At 41.4% G+C, this 17,583-nt stretch carries 15 protein-coding genes; 5 read left to right on the forward strand and 10 right to left on the reverse strand.

Annotation, left to right across the window (positions count from 1 at the left end; genetic code table 11):
- Positions 1-133 precede the first annotated feature (133 nt).
- Together ACYRY3_RS35920 and ACYRY3_RS35925 are read left to right on the forward strand one after the other, a co-directional pair.
- Positions 134-1,066 carry a GAF domain-containing protein gene (locus ACYRY3_RS35920; protein WP_460206492.1) on the forward strand — a complete coding sequence of 311 codons (933 nt, stop codon included), beginning with the start codon at positions 134-136 and terminating at the stop codon, positions 1,064-1,066.
- A complete protein-coding gene (locus ACYRY3_RS35925; protein WP_460206493.1) occupies positions 1,005-3,587 on the forward strand; it encodes a GAF domain-containing protein in 2,583 nt (860 codons plus the stop codon). The genes ACYRY3_RS35920 and ACYRY3_RS35925 overlap by 62 nt, the downstream gene beginning before the upstream one ends.
- A gap of 42 nt (positions 3,588-3,629) precedes the next feature.
- Here ACYRY3_RS35925 and ACYRY3_RS35930 read toward each other — a convergent pair whose 3' ends face one another.
- On the reverse strand, positions 3,630-4,385 hold the full coding sequence (locus ACYRY3_RS35930) for a YebC/PmpR family DNA-binding transcriptional regulator (RefSeq protein ID WP_460206494.1): 756 nt from the start codon (positions 4,383-4,385) through the stop codon (positions 3,630-3,632).
- A gap of 203 nt (positions 4,386-4,588) precedes the next feature.
- On the opposite strand from ACYRY3_RS35930, the gene ACYRY3_RS35935 reads away from it, so the two are divergent.
- Positions 4,589-5,488 (forward strand): alpha/beta fold hydrolase, encoded by a 900-nt coding sequence (locus tag ACYRY3_RS35935; protein WP_460206496.1) that lies wholly within the window; start codon positions 4,589-4,591, stop codon positions 5,486-5,488.
- A gap of 105 nt (positions 5,489-5,593) precedes the next feature.
- Here the strand turns inward: ACYRY3_RS35935 and ACYRY3_RS35940 are convergent, their stop codons facing one another.
- Together ACYRY3_RS35940 and ACYRY3_RS35945 are read right to left on the reverse strand one after the other, a co-directional pair.
- The gene (locus tag ACYRY3_RS35940; protein WP_460206498.1) at positions 5,594-7,012 is read right to left on the reverse strand and encodes an LCP family protein; all 1,419 of its coding nucleotides are present in this window, start codon (positions 7,010-7,012) and stop codon (positions 5,594-5,596) included.
- Positions 7,013-7,294: 282 nt separating this feature from the next.
- Positions 7,295-7,771 carry a hypothetical protein gene (locus ACYRY3_RS35945; RefSeq protein WP_460206499.1) on the reverse strand — a complete coding sequence of 159 codons (477 nt, stop codon included), beginning with the start codon at positions 7,769-7,771 and terminating at the stop codon, positions 7,295-7,297.
- Positions 7,772-7,875: 104 nt separating this feature from the next.
- On the opposite strand from ACYRY3_RS35945, the gene ACYRY3_RS35950 reads away from it, so the two are divergent.
- The gene (locus tag ACYRY3_RS35950; protein WP_460206500.1) at positions 7,876-9,141 is read left to right on the forward strand and encodes an AI-2E family transporter; all 1,266 of its coding nucleotides are present in this window, start codon (positions 7,876-7,878) and stop codon (positions 9,139-9,141) included.
- On the opposite strand, the gene ACYRY3_RS35955 is transcribed toward ACYRY3_RS35950, so the two are convergent.
- Both ACYRY3_RS35955 and ACYRY3_RS35960 read right to left on the reverse strand, forming a co-directional pair.
- Positions 9,110-10,438 carry a serpin family protein gene (locus tag ACYRY3_RS35955; protein ID WP_460206501.1) on the reverse strand — a complete coding sequence of 443 codons (1,329 nt, stop codon included), beginning with the start codon at positions 10,436-10,438 and terminating at the stop codon, positions 9,110-9,112. The genes ACYRY3_RS35950 and ACYRY3_RS35955 overlap by 32 nt on opposite strands.
- Before the next feature lie 201 nt (positions 10,439-10,639).
- Entirely contained in the window at positions 10,640-12,238 is a 1,599-nt protein-coding gene (locus tag ACYRY3_RS35960; RefSeq protein ID WP_460206503.1) for a S8 family serine peptidase, read from the reverse strand.
- Between the two features lie 164 nt (positions 12,239-12,402).
- Here ACYRY3_RS35960 and rpe point away from each other — a divergent pair, with 164 nt between their 5' ends.
- A complete protein-coding gene (rpe, locus tag ACYRY3_RS35965) occupies positions 12,403-13,110 on the forward strand; it encodes a ribulose-phosphate 3-epimerase (protein ID WP_460206504.1) in 708 nt (235 codons plus the stop codon).
- A gap of 236 nt (positions 13,111-13,346) precedes the next feature.
- On the opposite strand, the gene hpsJ-A is transcribed toward rpe, so the two are convergent.
- From hpsJ-A to ACYRY3_RS35990, 5 genes are all read right to left on the reverse strand, one after another.
- Positions 13,347-14,063 (reverse strand): HpsJ-like protein, cyanoexosortase A-associated, encoded by a 717-nt coding sequence (gene hpsJ-A, locus ACYRY3_RS35970; protein WP_460206506.1) that lies wholly within the window; start codon positions 14,061-14,063, stop codon positions 13,347-13,349.
- Between the two features lie 36 nt (positions 14,064-14,099).
- Positions 14,100-14,753 (reverse strand): cyanoexosortase A system-associated protein, encoded by a 654-nt coding sequence (locus tag ACYRY3_RS35975; RefSeq protein WP_460206508.1) that lies wholly within the window; start codon positions 14,751-14,753, stop codon positions 14,100-14,102.
- 100 nt (positions 14,754-14,853) lie between these two features.
- Complete coding sequence (crtA, locus tag ACYRY3_RS35980; RefSeq protein ID WP_460206509.1) at positions 14,854-15,696, reverse strand: cyanoexosortase A; 843 nt, start codon at positions 15,694-15,696, stop codon at positions 14,854-14,856.
- A 179-nt stretch (positions 15,697-15,875) separates the two neighbouring features.
- Positions 15,876-16,718, reverse strand: a complete 843-nt coding sequence (locus tag ACYRY3_RS35985) for a PEP-CTERM sorting domain-containing protein (RefSeq protein WP_460206510.1) — start codon at positions 16,716-16,718, stop codon at positions 15,876-15,878.
- Positions 16,719-17,310: 592 nt separating this feature from the next.
- Positions 17,311-17,493, reverse strand: a complete 183-nt coding sequence (locus ACYRY3_RS35990; RefSeq protein WP_460206511.1) for a CsbD family protein — start codon at positions 17,491-17,493, stop codon at positions 17,311-17,313.
- Positions 17,494-17,583 lie beyond the last annotated feature (90 nt).

Raw genomic sequence — 17,583 nt, forward strand, 5'->3', positions numbered from 1 at the left:
AAAAATCAAAAAATATTCATATATGAAAAAATATTAGTCAGTATTTTTACGACTGTTCTAGATGGAGATTTATTACGAAAATATAAACTAACTGTATCAACTAAGCTTTCAAATATTAACAAAATAAAATTTTATGGAAAATGCGTTTAGAAAGCAGATTAGTCTAACTCAAGAAATTTTTTTACATCGTATAGCGAATCGCATTCGGCAATCTTTAGAACTGCAAGAGATTTTATCGGCGACGGTTGCAGAAATCCGAGCGTTTTTGGGCACTGACCGCGTCAAAATTTACCAGTTTCAACCTGATGGACATGGAATAGTTATTGCTGAATCAATTCAGGAAGGTCGCCTACCTCCCCTACTTGGACTGCACTTTCCATCAGATGACATTCCACCTTATGCCCGTGAATTGTTTGTACGCGCACGTCAGCGAAGTATTGTTAATTTGGCAACACACGAAATTGGAATTAGCCCTCTTGATTGCTGGCAAACAGGCGAAGTGTTGGAAAATCAAGATATTCGCTATCGTCCTGTCGATCCTTGCCATGTAGAATATTTAACGGCAATGGGCGTGAAATCTTCTGTTGTGGTGCCGATTGTTCTACAGAGCACGGAAACTGGAAAAAATTCTTTACCTTCTTTACGCCAATCATCTCAGTTATGGGGACTGTTGGCATCTCACCATTCAGAACCACGGGTGGTGACAGAGGAGGAATTACAGTTTATTCAGTCGGTGGTCGATCAGGTTACAATTGCAATTTCTCAATCTATCTTACTCAATCAAGTACGAGACCAAGCTCGACAAGAAGCCATCATTAACCAAGTTACCGAGCGGCTTTACACTACGCCCGTTGTAAAACTTCAAGCTGCCCTTGAAGAAACAGTGGCTGCTTTTCAAGGTTCTGGCGGACGCCTCTACTTATTGCCAGAAGGTATGTGTCCTAAAGAAATTTACACTTACGGGGTACAGCCTGCTCAACTTGATAGCGGACAAGGCAGACCAATTGAGGAACATAGGTTGGTTGTGGCAGCAATATCTCTATTCTGCTGGTGGCGTGGTGGCTGAGAATTCTGAGCAGCCCGGTGCTAAGTTATGGTCTGTAAACTGGATGAGAGCCGTTTATGCTTTGACCCCTCCACTTGAAGAAGCAAATGTGGACTCAAATTTGTGGGCAATTGCGGATCTATACAAAGAACCTTTATTTCGGTCAATAGCCCCCTGCTTCCAAGCAACACAAATTCGAGGTTTGTTAATTGTGCCACTCCAGCATGGTTCTACTGTTGTTGGGTGCTTAACAATCTTCCGGGATGAGGTGAATATCGAAACTGTTTGGGCGGGTTGCCTGAATACTGATTCTCGCCAACTGATGCCGCGTCAATCTTTTGAAGCTTGGCGCGAACTGAAAACAGGACAGGCTCAACAGTGGTCGGAATCGGAAATTAAGTTGGCGCAAGCTTTGGGTGAGCGTTTTTCAAATGCTGTCAAGCAGTATCGGCTGTATCAACAGGTACAAGACCTCAATACAAACTTAGAGCAACAAGTTCGCGATCGCACTGCCGAACTGCAACAAACCAACACCGACTTGCAACGTTCAACCATTGAACTACAGCGTTCAGTGGAACGACAGCAAGCTCTTGCTCGTATCATTGCCAAAATGCGACAGTCGCTAGATGTGGAAACCATTTTTAGAAACACAACTCAGGAAGTTTGTCAATTACTGACTGGAGATCGCATTGCAGTCTACCGCTTCAACACTGATTGGGGAGGAGAATTTGTCAGTGATTATGAATTCACGAATTCGCGATGGCAAAACACCTTCAAGTTTGGGGTAGGTACCATATGGAATGACACTTACTTACAGGACACGCAGGGTGGACGTTATCGCAATCACGAAACTTTCGTGGTGAATGATGTCTACAGCATGGAATTTACGCAGTGTCACCTTGAGATACTCGAACAGTTTCATATCAAAGCATTTATGATTGCTCCAATTTTTGTAGGACAAGAGCTATGGGGATTGTTAGGAGTTTATCAACACTCAGCTAGCCGCCACTGGGAAACTTTGGAAGTAGAGTTTTTCACACAAATTGCCACTCAGCTTGGGGTTGCGCTACAGCAAGCCGAGTATCTAGAACAATTACAATCGCAAACGAAACTATTGGCTCATGTAGCGGAACGGCAACAAACCCTAACAAGGGTCATCACTAAAATTCGGGAATCGCTAGAATTGACAGAGATTTTTGAAACGACTACACAGGAACTTCGTAGAGTTCTGAATGCCGATCGCGTTGTCATTTTTCGCTTCTATTCCGAATCTAGCTATGAAGGTGGCGAAGTCATTGCAGAAGATGTGGCGTCTCATTTGCCATCGACTTTGGCTGCAAAAGTGTACGATCGCTGCATAGGTGAGGGGTATACTGAGAAATTCTCCCAAGGATACGTTCATGCAGTAAGTGATATTTATAACTCCGAACTTGACGATTGTTACATATCAATGCTGTCTCGCTTCCGGGTAAGGGCAAACTTAGTTGTTCCCATGATTAAGCAAGGGGCATTATGGGGGTTACTGTGTATTCATCAATGCCAGAAATCCCGTGAATGGCAAGAGTCTGAAATTGAATTTGTCAGTCAAATTGCTGCTCAGTTAGGAGTTGCCCTACAACACGCAGTGCTGCTGAAACACACACAGCAACAAGCGACACAACTTGCTCAAGCACTCGACCATTTGAGGCAGACTCAAGCCCATTTGATTCATAGTGAAAAAATGTCTAGTCTGGGACAACTCGTTGCAGGGGTTGCTCATGAAATTAACAATCCAGTCAACTTTATCTATGGCAATCTCACTCATGTTCATGAGTACACGCAAAACTTGATTGAAATGCTCAATCTCTACCAACAGCAATATCCCGAACCAAACCCTGAAATTCAACGAAGAGCGGAGATAGCAGATATAGAGTTTATTTCTGAAGATTTGCCTAAATTATTTTCGTCGCTGAAACTTGGTGCTGAACGAATTCGTGAAATTGTTCTCAGTTTGAGAAATTTCTCTCGTCTAGACCATGCTGAGGTAAAAGCCGTTGATATTCATGAAGGGCTTAATAGCACGCTATTAATCTTGCAACATCGCCTTAAACCCAATTCATTGCATTCAGGCATTCAGGTTATAAAACTCTACAGTCAGTTACCCACTGTAGAGTGTTTCGCCGGACAACTCAACCAGGTGTTTATGAACCTACTCTCAAATGCTATTGATGCACTAGAGGAATCCTGCCGTAAGTCCGCTCAATTAGGTACTAAGAAATACCGTCCAGTTATCACTATTGAGACAGAACTTACAAATGACAATTGGATACAAATTTCCATCAAAGACAATGGAGTTGGTATAACAAAGGAAGTGCAGTCTAAGCTATTTGACCCCTTCTTCACAACAAAACCTGTAGGTAAAGGGACGGGTTTGGGGCTTTCAATTAGTTATCAAATTATTGAAAAGCATGGTGGCAAATTGGAATGTGTATCTGAACCTAATGGAGGGGCTGAATTTGTGGTTCATATTCCAGTAAAACAATTTTTAGTAGTTAGTAGTTAGTAGTTAGTGGTTAGTAGTAGGGTGGGCAGTGCCCACCAACCACTAACTACTAACCACCATCAATTGTTCTGACATATCAAAATTGGCGGTAACATTTTGCACGTCATCCAAACCCTCTAAAGTGTCGATTAACTTTAAAAGAGACCGGGCTTGATCTGGATCGGTCACTTCCACATTATTCCCAGGAATCCAGCGCAATTCCGCATCACTCACCTGAAATCCTTCTTCTTTAAGAGTTTGGCTGAGGTTTTCTAAATTTGCCACCTCGGTAAATACCTCTGCCGTTGTTTCCTCAGTCATCTCATAAGTATCAGCACCACCCTCTAAGGATGCTTCTAAAAGTTTTTCTTCATCAACCACTCCCTCCACAATACAAACCCCTTTCTGGGCAAACATCCAACTGACACACCCCGTTTCACCCAAATTTCCACCATTTTTACTAAAGGCAGTACGCAAGTCAGCTGCAGTTCGGGTGCGATTGTCAGTGAGTGCTTCGATGAGGATAGCAACTCCTCCGGGTCCGTATCCTTCGTAGCGAATCGATTCATAATTAGAGGCATCACCTGCCAGTGTACCAGAGCCCTTTGCGATCGCCCTGTCGATATTATCATTCGGAATGCCCGCCGCCTTTGCTTTTTCAATTGCCGTCCGTAATTGAAAATTGCCTGCGGGGTCTGGTATCCCGCTTCTCGCCGCTACAATAATTGCACGGGACAGTTGGGTAAAAGTTTTACCCTTTTTTGCATCCACGACTGCTTTTTGGCGCTTAATATTTGCCCATTTACTATGTCCTGCCATACATGAAAATTATCAATACTATCTTTATCAAAATACTCTATAGCTTGATTTTATCCTTTAGAAACCTCTGTTTCCCCTACTGTTAACCCTGGGGCTTCCACCCTATGAGTTTTGGTTAACTGCTGTCACAATAAAAACAGCAATGCCAATGGCGAGCATTTCTCGATCGCATATCTACTTCCTTGTACCGATATCAATTTCTCATGACCACCTCTGCTTCCACATCAGCATTTACACCAACAAAAACCTGGATTTGGCAAGGGTTTCCCATTTGCTATCAAACGCAAGGAACCACTGGTCCTGCTGTTGTTTTAGTACATGGCTTTGGCGCTTCATGGTGGCACTGGCGGAAAAATATACCCGTATTGGCAGAACACTGCCGTGTCTTTGCTATTGATTTAATTGGTTTTGGTAGTTCAGCTAAACCAAAACCGAGTGAGGGCATTGCCTATACTTTTGAAACCTGGGGACAGCAAATCGCGGACTTTTGCCGTGAAATTGTGGGTGAACCAGCTTTTTTAGTTGCTAACTCCATTGGTTGTATTGTAGTGATGCAAGCAGCGGTGGATAACCCAGACATTGCTTTAGGAGTAGCATTACTCAATTGTTCCCTTCGACTATTGCACGATCGCAAACGGGCAACTTTACCCTGGTATCGTCGCTTTGGGGCACCTCTACTCCAACGCGTGCTATCTATCAAACCAGTTGGTAACTTCTTCTTTAACCAAATTGCCAAACCAAAAACCGTGCGGCAAATTCTTCTAAAAGCTTACGCCAGTTCTGAAGCAGTCACAGAAGAACTGGTAGATATCCTTATGTCACCTGCACGCGATCCTGGTGCTGTAGCTGTGTTTCTTGCCTTCACCTCATATTCTAGCGGACCCTTACCAGAAGACTTATTACCCCAACTGCCTTGCCCTGCGATCGTTTTATGGGGTGCTGCTGACCCTTGGGAACCCATTGAGTTGGGTAGAGAGTTTGCTAACTATCCAAAAGTACAAAAATTCATTCCGTTAGAAGGAGTTGGTCATTGTCCCCAGGATGAAGCGCCTGAGGTTGTCAATCCCATTTTGTACGATTGGATTTTGGATTGCTCAAAATAGTCACTCCAATCTGTAGCGAAAATGTAGAGACGTTTCAAACAGCGCGTCTCTACACACATAATTTTTTACACATCAACTTTAACTTGAACCGTATTGGTACCAGTATTACGGTGCCACTGGGTTTTCCAAGAGATTTCTTTGTTCCAACCAATCCTTACCGACTTGAATACTGATGTCAGAACCGAGGTTTCCCGTGCTTTCTACCCGCACTTCCCCAAGTCCCAAAGTATTGCGAATCGATTCAGCACTGTTGCCGTCTCCTTGTTGAGCAACAATGTGAGTCACTTCCAATGGCTCACCCCAGCTTTTAGCTATATAAACGTTGTTATAGCCAGCTTTTTGCAGGGCTTTAATTAAAGGTCGGAGATTAGTGTTCTCGCTACCTGTGCTGTCTTGGATTGCTATACGTAAAGAGGATGGGTCGGCAGCAAGAGGTATCAACTCTGATTTCGCTTCAAAATGTTGAGCCATCATACTACTGATACGCTGGTTATCTGGTACCCAGTAGCTAGCTTCATACTCCCCTTGCTGGCTAAACCGACCGGGTAGCATCATCATCTGCATACTTGAGCGGTTTGTTCTCACTCCAAAACCTACGAGTGCTAATAATTCCTCAACTGTTAAATTGGTATCGATATTATCTTTGACGACGTTAAGAATTTTAGGTAATTGAGTTAGGGTAGCTGGGTTAAGTGATTGATCCATTAAAGCCCGCATAACCATTTGCTGGCGTTGAATCCGACCAATATCTCCATTTTCATCATGGCGGAAACGTAAAAGTTGTAACGCTTGGTCGCCATTGAGATGCTGCTTTCCCGCTTTTAAGTTAATAAATAGGTGTTGAGATTCATCCTTATATTTCATATCCTTGGGGACGTAAACCGTAACTCCACCCAAGGCATCAATTAATTTGGCAACTCCCAAGACATTAATACGGATATAGCGATCGATTCCGACTCCATCCAATACGTTACTCACAGTTTTGGCGGTTAATGCTGGTCCACCAAGAACATTTGTCGCATTAATTTTCCTAACGCCATGCCCTTCTATTCTTACACGGGTATCCCTGGGAATAGAAAGCATAACTAATTTTTTCTTCTCCGGGTCGAATTTGACCAAAAGCATAACATCTGCTAGACCATCAAAGGAATTGACTTGAGGATGGTAGCCCAGCTTGAGGCTTTCTGATGGCGGATTCTGAACGTCTTGTGGGAGCACGCTCATCCCCATAATTAGTATATTGACAGGACGAGTTAATTCTGAAAATCGCAGCCCACTTCCTGAGATCCGGTCTGCATCAAACACTGCCGCCTCATCTGCACTGAGGTTTGTTTGCATCAAAGGTGTACTTGTTAAAGAAACCGCTAACAGCGCCCCAGCCGTTGCTGACACCATTGCAATGCCGCTCATACCTACCCAAAACCACAGCCAGCGCCCAGATTTCTGGTTTTGAGTATTTTTATCAGTTGGTTCGGGGCGGGGTGCAGAATGGTTTCCTTGCGCCGAAGTTCTTTGAATGGTCACTGACTTCCTCACACTTATGATAAAAAGTGAAAAATACGCTGCTATTAAAACAGCTAAATCAACTCATAATAGCTAACTCTTTGATTATCAGTGGTAAATTTGCCACTTGAGTGTTAACCAAGACACTTATTGCAGTAATTCTCCTACTTTTTCGCAAATCCGGAGATGTTTTCTTGAAGTATGGCAATAGAAAATGAGATTTGCCTAGAGGGAAATTGAAGAAAATGCCAAAGAATTGGCAAATTACGTAAAACCACTGAAATTTTTCTTTCATTTAAAAAATCACGATAAGTATTTTCCAAGACCTCGTTCGGCAAGACGACTCAATCCAGGTATGCGTGTAGATTTACCTTGTACTGTACGAATAATCAGCAGAATACTAACTAAAAAGTAGCCAGAAGTAAGAAAGCTATTAAGTATGAGTAGACGCAGTGTTAAAAACTCCGAAGTAGCTGCTCCAGTTGTTAATAATAGGTATCCTAAAAGCCAAGTAAACACCAAAGTAATTGACAGACGACTAACAGTCAGTTGTTCCCGAGTTCCCTGACCGCGGTAGAGAGTCCAGACAGAAGGGAAAAAACCAATGACCGGAATTAAATACACGAGTAATTGTATGGGAGGGGTGGGGGAAGAAGACGGAAAAATTGGGAGTTGAGATGACGTGGAGAGGTCTTCTATAAAATTCTCCATGTCCTCATGTCTTGTGTTCTCAGTCTCTGTCGAAGGGGAACTGTTATCTAGGGGTTCAAAATTTTTCATTTTTCTTTGTGTAATCCTAAGCAAGAGGGATGAATCACGTGTTGTAGTCGGAGATAATAAGCATTAAGGAAAATTATTATTTAGTTGTATCCCGCACTCGGCAGATGCAGACACGCAAGCTCTTCGACTGGTGGCAAACATTCTCACCAATAGCGCGAATTAGCGCAATCACTCTAGTCGCTCCGTTGCTAGTGCTCAATGGTTGGGCGATTTCAGCAATTTTTCATTACTTTCACTCGCTGATTGTCATTTTAGTCGGTGCGTCAGTGCTAGCATTTCTGCTCAACTATCCTGTTAGTTGGATGGAGCGTCATGGTGCTAGGCGCGAGCAAGTGGCTATTTTAGTCTTTTTACTCGCCTTATCGGTTTTGTTAGCTTTGGGAGTAACTCTCATCCCACTTGCTTTAACCCAAGCTCAGCAACTCGTGGCTCGTATACCGGAGTTAATTGATTCTGGGCGATCGCAGTTGATGATGTTAAACGAGAAAGCGGAAAGCTTTGGCTTACCGATTAATCTTGATGCTTTGGTAGTACAAATTAATGACCGTGTCAAGGGACAATTACAGGCGATCGCCGGACAAGTTTTGAACTTGGCTGTCATCACAGTAACTAGCTTGCTTGACTTTCTCTTGACAATGGTTTTAACTTTCTATCTTTTGCAGCATGGGGATGAGCTGTGGCAGAGTTTGGTAGATTGGCTACCCACTAAATTCCGCGATGCTTTTTCAGACACAGTACGCCTGAGTTTTCAAAATTTCTTTATCACCCAATTAATTTCATCAACTTGTATGGCATCAGCCCTGATTCCTACGTTTTTGTGGCTAAAAGTACCATTTGGTTTGCTATTCGGCTTGACTATTGGTATTATGGCTCTGGTTCCCTTTGGTGGGTCTGTGGGTATAGCCCTAACTACATTAATTGTGGCGCTGCAGGATTTTTCAATGGGGGCTAGAGTATTAATTGCAGCAGTTATTGTCCAGCAAATTTTAGAAAACTTAATTGCTCCCAGAATTTTAGGCAGTTTTACTGGTTTAAATCCTGTCTGGGTACTGATTTCTGTTTTAACAGGTGCGAGAATTGGGGGGCTGTTGGGTGTGATTGTAGCGGTACCTACAGCTGTTGTGATTAAAACTGCTCTGAGTGCATTACGTCATTCTACGTCTAGTAGCACTACAGAAGAAATTGAAAGCACAGAATCTTGTAGCGTTCAACCGCAAGGTATGGCTAACGATGGTGTGGCTTTGCAGTCAAATACCCATTTGGTAGAGGTAAATGCACCCGTTGTTCAAGAATCATCTCCTACTAATTCTCAAACCAACCGCACTGAGATAAATCCTTCTAAGAAAGTGGCTCCACAATGGAACCCATAAACAAAATACTTCCTGTTCGATCGTCCCGAATCGCTAAGAAGAAGGGGCGATTCACAATCATTTGAAAAGGTTCTTGAGTAGGCATTTTAGCAGATAGTGGCATTATTCCTACAGAAGTGGCAGCCGCAGCTTCAGTACCTTCTTCATTAACCTCAACAAATGTTTTATGCTTGACCTCGCTGATTTTTAAATTCTTACCCATACCAGAAAAATTTGCTTTATTACTAAAAGCTTCTCCCATACCCAAAGCTGTTAATACCTTATTTAGGGTCACGTTATATTCCATTTTAAAGCGGGGCAAGCGAATGAATCCTTCTCTGTTCCTAAACTGAGAAATCCAACTTTCCCAGTTTTCTGCATTTAGTTTTTGATAAAAGCTTTGTAAACTGGAGTTCTGCTTGGGAAGAAAGATATAAAAGCTTACCTTGCCATCTTGACCATAAGGTAAACTCACAGCCTGCATTTGTTCGTTTTCATAATATCTGTAGTCACCTTTTTGTGACATCATTGGGTGTTGTTTCTGCTTACCTGATGCAAGATAAAACGGATAGTTGGCTGTTTGCTGTTTGTTAAATTCATTCGTCCAGCGGCCTTTGAAGTAAATAGCATTGATGAGAAACAAAACTTGGTCGGGTTCAATTTTTTCGACTATTTTATTAATTTTTCCTTGAGTACTGTCATTAACCCAGTTATTGATAATATTAGGAGCACCAGTATCTTTAAAGTTTAAATTTGTGACCCTAGCTGTATAAAAATCTTGAGTTCTTTGGATGAATTCTTGATTGAAGAGAGCTTCTTTATTTGCCCAAAGTGAATTAGCAATAGTAAGTTTTACTGCAGAATCCGGATTTTCTAAAATTCTTTTTATTAGCTTGGCGTTAGAGGAGTTGATTTCTTGTAAAGTCAACCCTTGTAACTCAAGCGCCTGTTTCATGGCTTCTCTCGTACTTCCACTCGCTCCATTATATGTTATGGCAAGAGCAATGGCTACACTTGAGGGTGAAACAAAAATATTTTTACTGCTATCATTTTTAAGAACTTCTGAAAAGAATTTAAAGCCAAACTTTGTGTTAGCAGTAACGAGTTTGCGCTCGGGATTTGAGGATTGTTGTGACATCGGAGATTCTGTTTTAGGTAAGCCCGATTGGGCATATGCACTCGTGCTATTACTAATTTGAGAACATCCTATTACACTCATAAAAACAACGCCAGCGGCAGCTAGAACGTAGCGCCTTCCCAAGCGAACACCATAGCGCCTTTGTAAAAAATTTTCGCGTGCATTGCTTTTTTGCTGCATGTTACCACCACAATCTTCCTGAGTCTTTGTTCTGACTATGGCATTTCAGATGATAGAATCTCTGTGTGGTTACAGTTTTGGCAACAACAGTAATACATTATTATATAGATGTAATTTTAATAGTGTGCCATAAGAGCAATTCGTCAATAAGTATTAGTTACTAGCCCTGAAAATTAACCCTCCTATTTGTTGTGTACTCCTCTACCTTATAGGAACAGTCCACCATGCTAAAGCATAGGGTTGAATTGCTTCATTAACTTTTTGACGATACTGAACGCGAATTTTATAGTTACCACTGGCAGATACAGGACAAAAGATATGCTCTACACTATCAACATCGCTGATGGAAGAGCAAACAGCAGCACTATCATCTCCTTCTTTGGCATCAGCTTTTACCAAATAAAGATCGAGATTGTTTAAACCGCGATCGCGAAATTCTTCCCCTACATCAAACTGACCATCCTTGTTTTTATCATTAAGTTCTACTAACCTATCCCAAGCGAGGGTAACAGCTACAAAACTTCTCTGTTGTAAAGGTTTTGTCAGGGTATATTCTACGTAAGCTCCTGCATTCACTGTACGGTAATCCCAACCAATACTTGGTACGTTCTGTGTTGGACTCCACTGACCCGCGCTAAATTGCTGGTACGCTCGAAATGCGTTTAAATGCCCTGTTCCCATTTGAGCATCTAAAGGAATTTTTGAATCTTTGTACGCATCAGATTCCAACCAGTTTTTATTCAACTTATCGATTAACGTCCGCGTCATTCCCAACTGCAAACCATTACCAGTGTCTTTGATTTTGTCTGCGGAGTTCATTAATACTGCTTTCATCAATTCGTGTCGGCGAGCATCCATACTCCAGTTAGGTTTTTTTGTCCGCAGTTGTCGATCGCCAAATTCTTGTAACAAGGCGACTGTCGCTGTCACTTGGGGTGCTGCAAAACTCGTGCCTGTCACTTTATTGAGTTTACCATCTGGATTGAGCAAAGTTATGTTACTGCCCGGAGCCACCAGTGCGATCGCACGACGCGGACCTATGTTAATTTCTTTTCCTGCAAGTCGAATAGCTAGCCCTTCGCTGACAGCCGCTAAATTAGAAACATCGACTTTATTAAACACTCCTTGCCGACGAGACGAAAAAGCCACGTTCATACCGTTAAAGTTATCAGTAGGGATAGGAATACCTCCCTTGCCTTGGTTCCCGGCGATAATATACAAAGAGTCGTGAACCCGACTTGACCAGTCGATGCATAATGTTAGTAAAGCTCTCCCGTCTAAAACAGGCTCCGGACGAGGGTCGCGATTCAATGGCTCACCAAAACTAAAATTAATAGCACGGATATCCCCACCATTTTGTAATGCTATGTGCTGTGCAGACATACACTCTTCCGGTTGACCCAAGTTTTTACCAGAACCTACAGCAGAGGAGTAAAGACGAGCGTTTGGAGCAATACCGGGCAGGGCTTTATCTGTACTAACCATCACACTTGCCACATTGTAAGCGTGTGGATCGACACCGCTATTTGACTTAGCTCTCCCATTGCGTAGAAACACCCCTGCAAGAGATACGGCACGATTTTTAGAAACTGCTTTATCCAAGCCAAACTTACCCGGACGTCCAATTTCCACCTGACCGATTGCTATCTTGCGACCTGTCAAATTGTATGGTGGGTTGTGCAATCTAAAAGCATCAATACCGTTGGTTCCAAAAGGATGTTCCAAAGCGCGAGCTAGTACAGGTACACTTAAGCAGGAGGCACTCAATCCCCAGATTATCCAAGTTTGTTTGTTCACCATAATCAATAATAGTTAAGAGTTAGTGGTTAGTTGTTAGTAGTTAATTGTCAACAATTAGAAACTACGACTAACCATTAACCACTAACCACTAATTAAATAGATGAGCGTTTGCTCAAGTTTTGTTACAATGCTTACAGACGAGGACGCTTAAGAACCCACTAGCCATGAGCCAAAACCCATCTCAAAAGCCCATTGTAATAGCTCCATCCATCCTATCAGCAGATTTTAGCCGTTTGGGGGAAGAAATTCGTGCAGTAGACGAAGCTGGGGCAGATTGGATTCACGTTGATGTAATGGACGGTCGCTTCGTACCTAATATTACGATAGGTCCTCTGATTGTAGAGGCGATTCGCCCAGTGACTAAAAAGCCACTTGATGTCCACTTGATGATTGTGGAACCAGAGAAGTACGTAGAAGATTTTGCTAAAGCAGGGGCTGATATTATTTCAGTACATTGCGAACACAATGCTTCACCACACCTGCACCGTACTCTTGGTCAAATTAAAGAATTAGGTAAACAAGCTGGCGTTGTACTCAACCCATCTACACCACTAGAACTCATTGAGTACGTTCTAGACATTTGCGATTTGGTGTTGATTATGAGTGTTAACCCCGGTTTTGGCGGTCAAAGCTTTATTCCTGGCGTCATACCCAAGATCCGTAAGTTGCGTCAAATGTGCGATGAACGCGGTCTTGACCCCTGGATTGAAGTGGATGGAGGACTCAAAGGCAATAACACTTGGCAAGTTTTGGAAGCAGGCGCAAATGCGATTGTAGCTGGTTCTGCTGTGTTCAAAGCAAAAGACTATGCTGAAGCGATTACTGGTATTCGCAACAGCAAGCGTCCTACCCCACAGCTAGCAACAGCATAATTCATTGAAGAAGGGAACAGGGAACAGGAGTATTTTGACGAGAGTTTCCTATTGTTTAGGGCGAGCAACAGACCCTAGGCGTTTCCCCCTCGCTGTCACCTTTTACAAGTAGGGTGGGCATTGCCCACCTTTATTTCTAACCTCCCCTCGATCGGACGGAAAATCCCCCACCCCTTTATAAAGGCAGGGCTAAGGAGGGGTAAAACTAACGATAAAAACCAATAACAAATGATTTGTTATGTTCTTGCCCAGCCAGTTCCCTTCCAAATACTGATAAATAACACTGCAGCAACTAAAGCTCCAAGATTCCATTTTGCAGAAGTTTTAATCAACTTTAAACCTTGAAGAGACTGAGTTGTTTGAGCCTGAACCTTGATTTGTTCTTTAGCTTTAGAGAGTTCTGATATAAGTTGACTTTTAACTTCTTCAGGTTTTTTCCCCTCTAATGAGCGACCTTGACTTTCAAGAAAATTATTTATTTGTTCAGCTGAGGTTTGGCTGAGTTGCTTTTCCAACTGTTCGGCTTGAGACATTTGTTGAGTAGATGCAGTTTGAATCTGAGCAATACTGTGGGTATTTAAACGAACAGTGTTAATGATTCCTAAAGGTATGAATAATATAAATATTACTCCTAAAAGTAAAGTCATCCAAGACAAGAATTTCAAAAGAGGAATTTCCCATTTCGTTCTTGAATACAATTCCCCAAAAAATACCATGACAAAGCCAATTAAAGGTACAGGAACTCTTTCAATTAATCCCCCTATAGTTTGAAATTCCCAACCTGGATTTAGAAAATTGGGAGGAACAAGCATTTCAATGGCATCGAACAATGCTAATGCTAACAAACCGTAGCCTAAGCAACGCAAGATAGTAATAGACCCTTGTTGGCTGAAAGCAAACTGCTGTAATTCCTTGACAACAGGAATAAATTTATCGCTATTTGACTTAGTCATTTTTTTAACACAATAAAAAGAAAAACTGACGAGAGATTAAGGTTTTGGAAACCTGGGTTGCCACCACTGATACCAAGAGAACCAAGTATTTTCTAAGACTTGGAAAGCTGCTTTAGGGGAAGAATCTTTTAAAGGCACTGATAAATGCGTCCAAAGACAGCGCTTATTTTGCAATTGCCGTTGACTTAGTAACCAAGACACTAGGTGTTGAACCTGCATTTCATTAAGAAAGCGATTTTTGTTAAATTGTTCCTCAGTAAAAGTACTGCTGCCATATGGGTTGATACAGGCACTTAAGTAAGCTCTACCCCGGTCAATTCCAAGACCGTAGTAGCCTACTCCCCCTTGTTGATGTACAGTAGCAAAGGATGCGATGGAAGTAAATTTTTTAATAAACATGGGAACATTGCCCTCAGCTACATAACGTACTTCAATATCTAGGGATAGGTCATTACGAACGTATTCATAATGCCTTTGGGCGAATAGTTCAAAATGTAACTTTTTTGAATTTGGTAAAGCTCGACTTTTCTTGAATTGCCATTGTGGTAACGGTACTTGTTCTGGAAAAATAAAAGAAGAAACTGTAGGGTTCTCTGACTTAGGAAGTAAAATAACTTTTCCTAAAACCAATAAAGTGCTACTAAAAGTGAGAGCCAAAATTGGAAGGCGAAGTTGTTTCCAGATAATCACATGAATAAAGGATGAAGTGTAAAGGATAAAGAATGAAATCAGGAGGAAGGATAAAGGAGGAAGGATAAAAAATTAATAATGCATCCTTTACCTTCATGCTTTATACTTTTTTTGCTTCGGTTTGTTCAATTGCAAACCAACAGAAAATACCAAAAAGCAAGACAGCAATCATTGAGAAAACAAGAGAACCATCACCTTCATGCCAATATTTAAATGCTTCTTGTTGTTGTTTTGCAACTAAAATAGCCATGAGAGCAACTCTTAAGGTATTGACAATAAATCCTAAAGAAATAGCTGTTATAGGTACTATGATTTTTTGATGATTCTTTTGGGGAAACATTAAAAGAAAAAGTACTGATAATCCCAGCATCTGGAAAACTTGTTCTACTCCGGAACAGCCAGAAAAAACTTCTACACTGCCAGTAGGTAGATAAATTATGTTCCCAGAACGAGCAACGTTAGCACCGATGTACCAAAGAATGAAAGCTGCAAACTTGGCAGTAAGAGAAGAGATATAACCAACAACTGACCAGGGAATGACTTTGGGTGCAACAAGACAAAATAGAGCAAGTAGTTCTCCTTGGTATTGCTTTAATCCCTTAAAGCCAGAAGCTAGAAGAACAAGACTCAGGGCAATGATTAAAGGTGTGAGATATAGAAATACACCAAAACTTGTCAAAGATGCACTCTTGAAAAGTATGATTCCAATCAGTGATAAACCTATCAAGCTGGGTATAATTCCACTGTTTAAATTTAAGTGGTGTTTGTCTAAAATGAGAGAAGAGATAGCTGCCCAGTATAAAATACAGTTGCTAAAAAGGCTGTAATTATCGGCTTTCCAAGTAAGAGTCAAGTGAATTGCATTTAAGCCTGCGCCTATTCCTAAAAACCAGAGTTGTGGATATTTTAGTTGTTTAAACGTGGCGAGATTAATAGGTTTCATGTAAATGTAACAACAAATTTCTATCTTTCTCGCTTCCCGCTTGAACTAGGAAGTGATTGGCAAGAAACTCTACCTCCAGTGGAGGTAATAATGGAGGATAGAGTAGCAAGAGACAGGATTTCTAAGTGAAACTTAGGAGCGTAAAGTAACGCAATTGGCTGTAACTATTAGTTGTAACTTTACACTTTTGCACTATCTTTTTGCTGCTGATACTTACGACGTAAAGCCACACCAATAGTACCAGCTGCCAACGAACCCAATATAGTTAAAGGTTCGGGAACCGGGTCAGGGGCAATTTCGCGCCCAATTTTCTGCGTAATAGCATTTTCAAAGTCTAAGAAGTTGTTTGCAGCAATCACAAAAGAACCAGAACCCCCAACAACATTGTTGCTATAATAGCTCTCAAGAGTAGAAGAGCCATCAAGAATTGGTAATCCGTTAATTATAATCCCTGCGTTAACTGCATTATCTCGCGCTGCGCGGAGGGTATTCACACTGGAAACATTTTCAACACCGTCACCCGACACATCAATAACTCTTCTGTTTCCAACAAAGTCATTATTATCAATTAGGTTTCGTGCAAAGTTAATGGCATTAGCGATACCAGTAGAACCGCTAGAGGATCTTGGAGCTGCTGCGATCGCGTCAGCAAAGGCATTAGCACTGACCGCATCAGTGAGCAGAGTCCAGGGTACAGACTGTACAGCATTAGTAGACCAGTAAGATAAAGCCACTGCAACACCCCCTGGTACTTTTGCTATTTGGTTTTGAATAACTGGATTTCTAAATGCGTTCACATAGCCTTGACGTTGCAAGTTGAATTCATTAGAACTTATACTTCCAGAAACATCAACAGAAAGCACTAACTCTGTGCCAACTATAGTAGCGGCAAAGGAAGCTAATGGTGAAAGCACCCCCAACGCCAAGATAGCAGATGCTGTTCCCAAACCCATCACCGACGCCTTTAGCCTAACTGTAGAACAGACTGCGCCTAACTTTTTTCTGACTTGAAATCTAGTCATTGAAACTCACTCCCGTGAATGTAGGTAAAGGTTAATGGTAGATTTACCCGGCAGTGAGATTGGTCAGCACCTTAAAACAATTGCGTAAAGCTTCTTCCACAATGGCTCATTAAAGAACCTGTTATATTAAAGTGGTGATAATACGAGCGTACATTCCTGCTTGCTTTCGCTTTCAAGGTGCTAACAGTGATTTTGGTAATACTTATTCAGTTGTCATGAATCTGATACTACTGGATTACTAGCAATAGTTTAATGGTTTTTCTTTGTCTTAATCTAAACTTAACAACTGGATTGATTTCACTAAAGCTTGTATTTTAGTGAAAGCGGCATTATTGTATAGCTGTGCAGCTAATATTACTTAATGATTATATAAATTTTTTGTAAATTAATCAGTACTATTAAGGTAGAACCTCATAATTAAGTATTTTTTTTTACAAATTAACACGGGATCTCCTTTTAAGCTTCATTGTTGGAGTCAAGAATAAAAAAAGGTGAGCATTGCCCACCTCTTCAAACCAACAAGCTATACTTATCGGCGGTAATTATCCAACCACTGAGCCACTACAGGCGTTTGAATTACTGTATTGATGCTCTAGTCAAGGTTTTTCTTAACGTTATCTTTTACGTCCTCAATACCATGACGTACTTCGCTTTCAGCTTGCTTAGCTTTACCTTCGTTCTTATCTTCTGGATCTCCAGAAATATTGCCTATTGCTTCTTGAGCTTTACCTTCAATATTTTTAGCAGTTGCTTTTGCACGATCTTCTAAACTCATAATGTCCTCCCTATTTTTATTTTGAGAATAATCAATTAACTTCAAAGTTGCTGAACAACTGTGAAAGTGTTTGTTATTACTATTACAAAG

The sequence above is a fragment of the Scytonema sp. NUACC21 genome (genome assembly GCF_054684315.1).

Bases quoted from the DNA above. Each gene is read 5' to 3' on its own strand.
- ACYRY3_RS35920 (WP_460206492.1), top strand. From the start codon at position 134: ATGGAAAATGCGTTTAGAAAGCAGATTAGTCTAACTCAAGAAATTTTT.
- ACYRY3_RS35930 (WP_460206494.1), bottom strand. From the start codon at position 4,385: ATGGCAGGACATAGTAAATGGGCAAATATTAAGCGCCAAAAAGCAGTC.
- ACYRY3_RS35935 (WP_460206496.1), top strand. From the start codon at position 4,589: ATGACCACCTCTGCTTCCACATCAGCATTTACACCAACAAAAACCTGG.
- ACYRY3_RS35945 (WP_460206499.1), bottom strand. From the start codon at position 7,771: ATGAAAAATTTTGAACCCCTAGATAACAGTTCCCCTTCGACAGAGACT.
- ACYRY3_RS35950 (WP_460206500.1), top strand. From the start codon at position 7,876: ATGCAGACACGCAAGCTCTTCGACTGGTGGCAAACATTCTCACCAATA.
- ACYRY3_RS35955 (WP_460206501.1), bottom strand. From the start codon at position 10,438: ATGCAGCAAAAAAGCAATGCACGCGAAAATTTTTTACAAAGGCGCTAT.
- ACYRY3_RS35960 (WP_460206503.1), bottom strand. From the start codon at position 12,238: ATGGTGAACAAACAAACTTGGATAATCTGGGGATTGAGTGCCTCCTGC.
- rpe (WP_460206504.1), top strand. From the start codon at position 12,403: ATGAGCCAAAACCCATCTCAAAAGCCCATTGTAATAGCTCCATCCATC.
- hpsJ-A (WP_460206506.1), bottom strand. From the start codon at position 14,063: ATGACTAAGTCAAATAGCGATAAATTTATTCCTGTTGTCAAGGAATTA.
- crtA (WP_460206509.1), bottom strand. From the start codon at position 15,696: ATGAAACCTATTAATCTCGCCACGTTTAAACAACTAAAATATCCACAA.
- ACYRY3_RS35985 (WP_460206510.1), bottom strand. From the start codon at position 16,718: ATGACTAGATTTCAAGTCAGAAAAAAGTTAGGCGCAGTCTGTTCTACA.
- ACYRY3_RS35990 (WP_460206511.1), bottom strand. From the start codon at position 17,493: ATGAGTTTAGAAGATCGTGCAAAAGCAACTGCTAAAAATATTGAAGGT.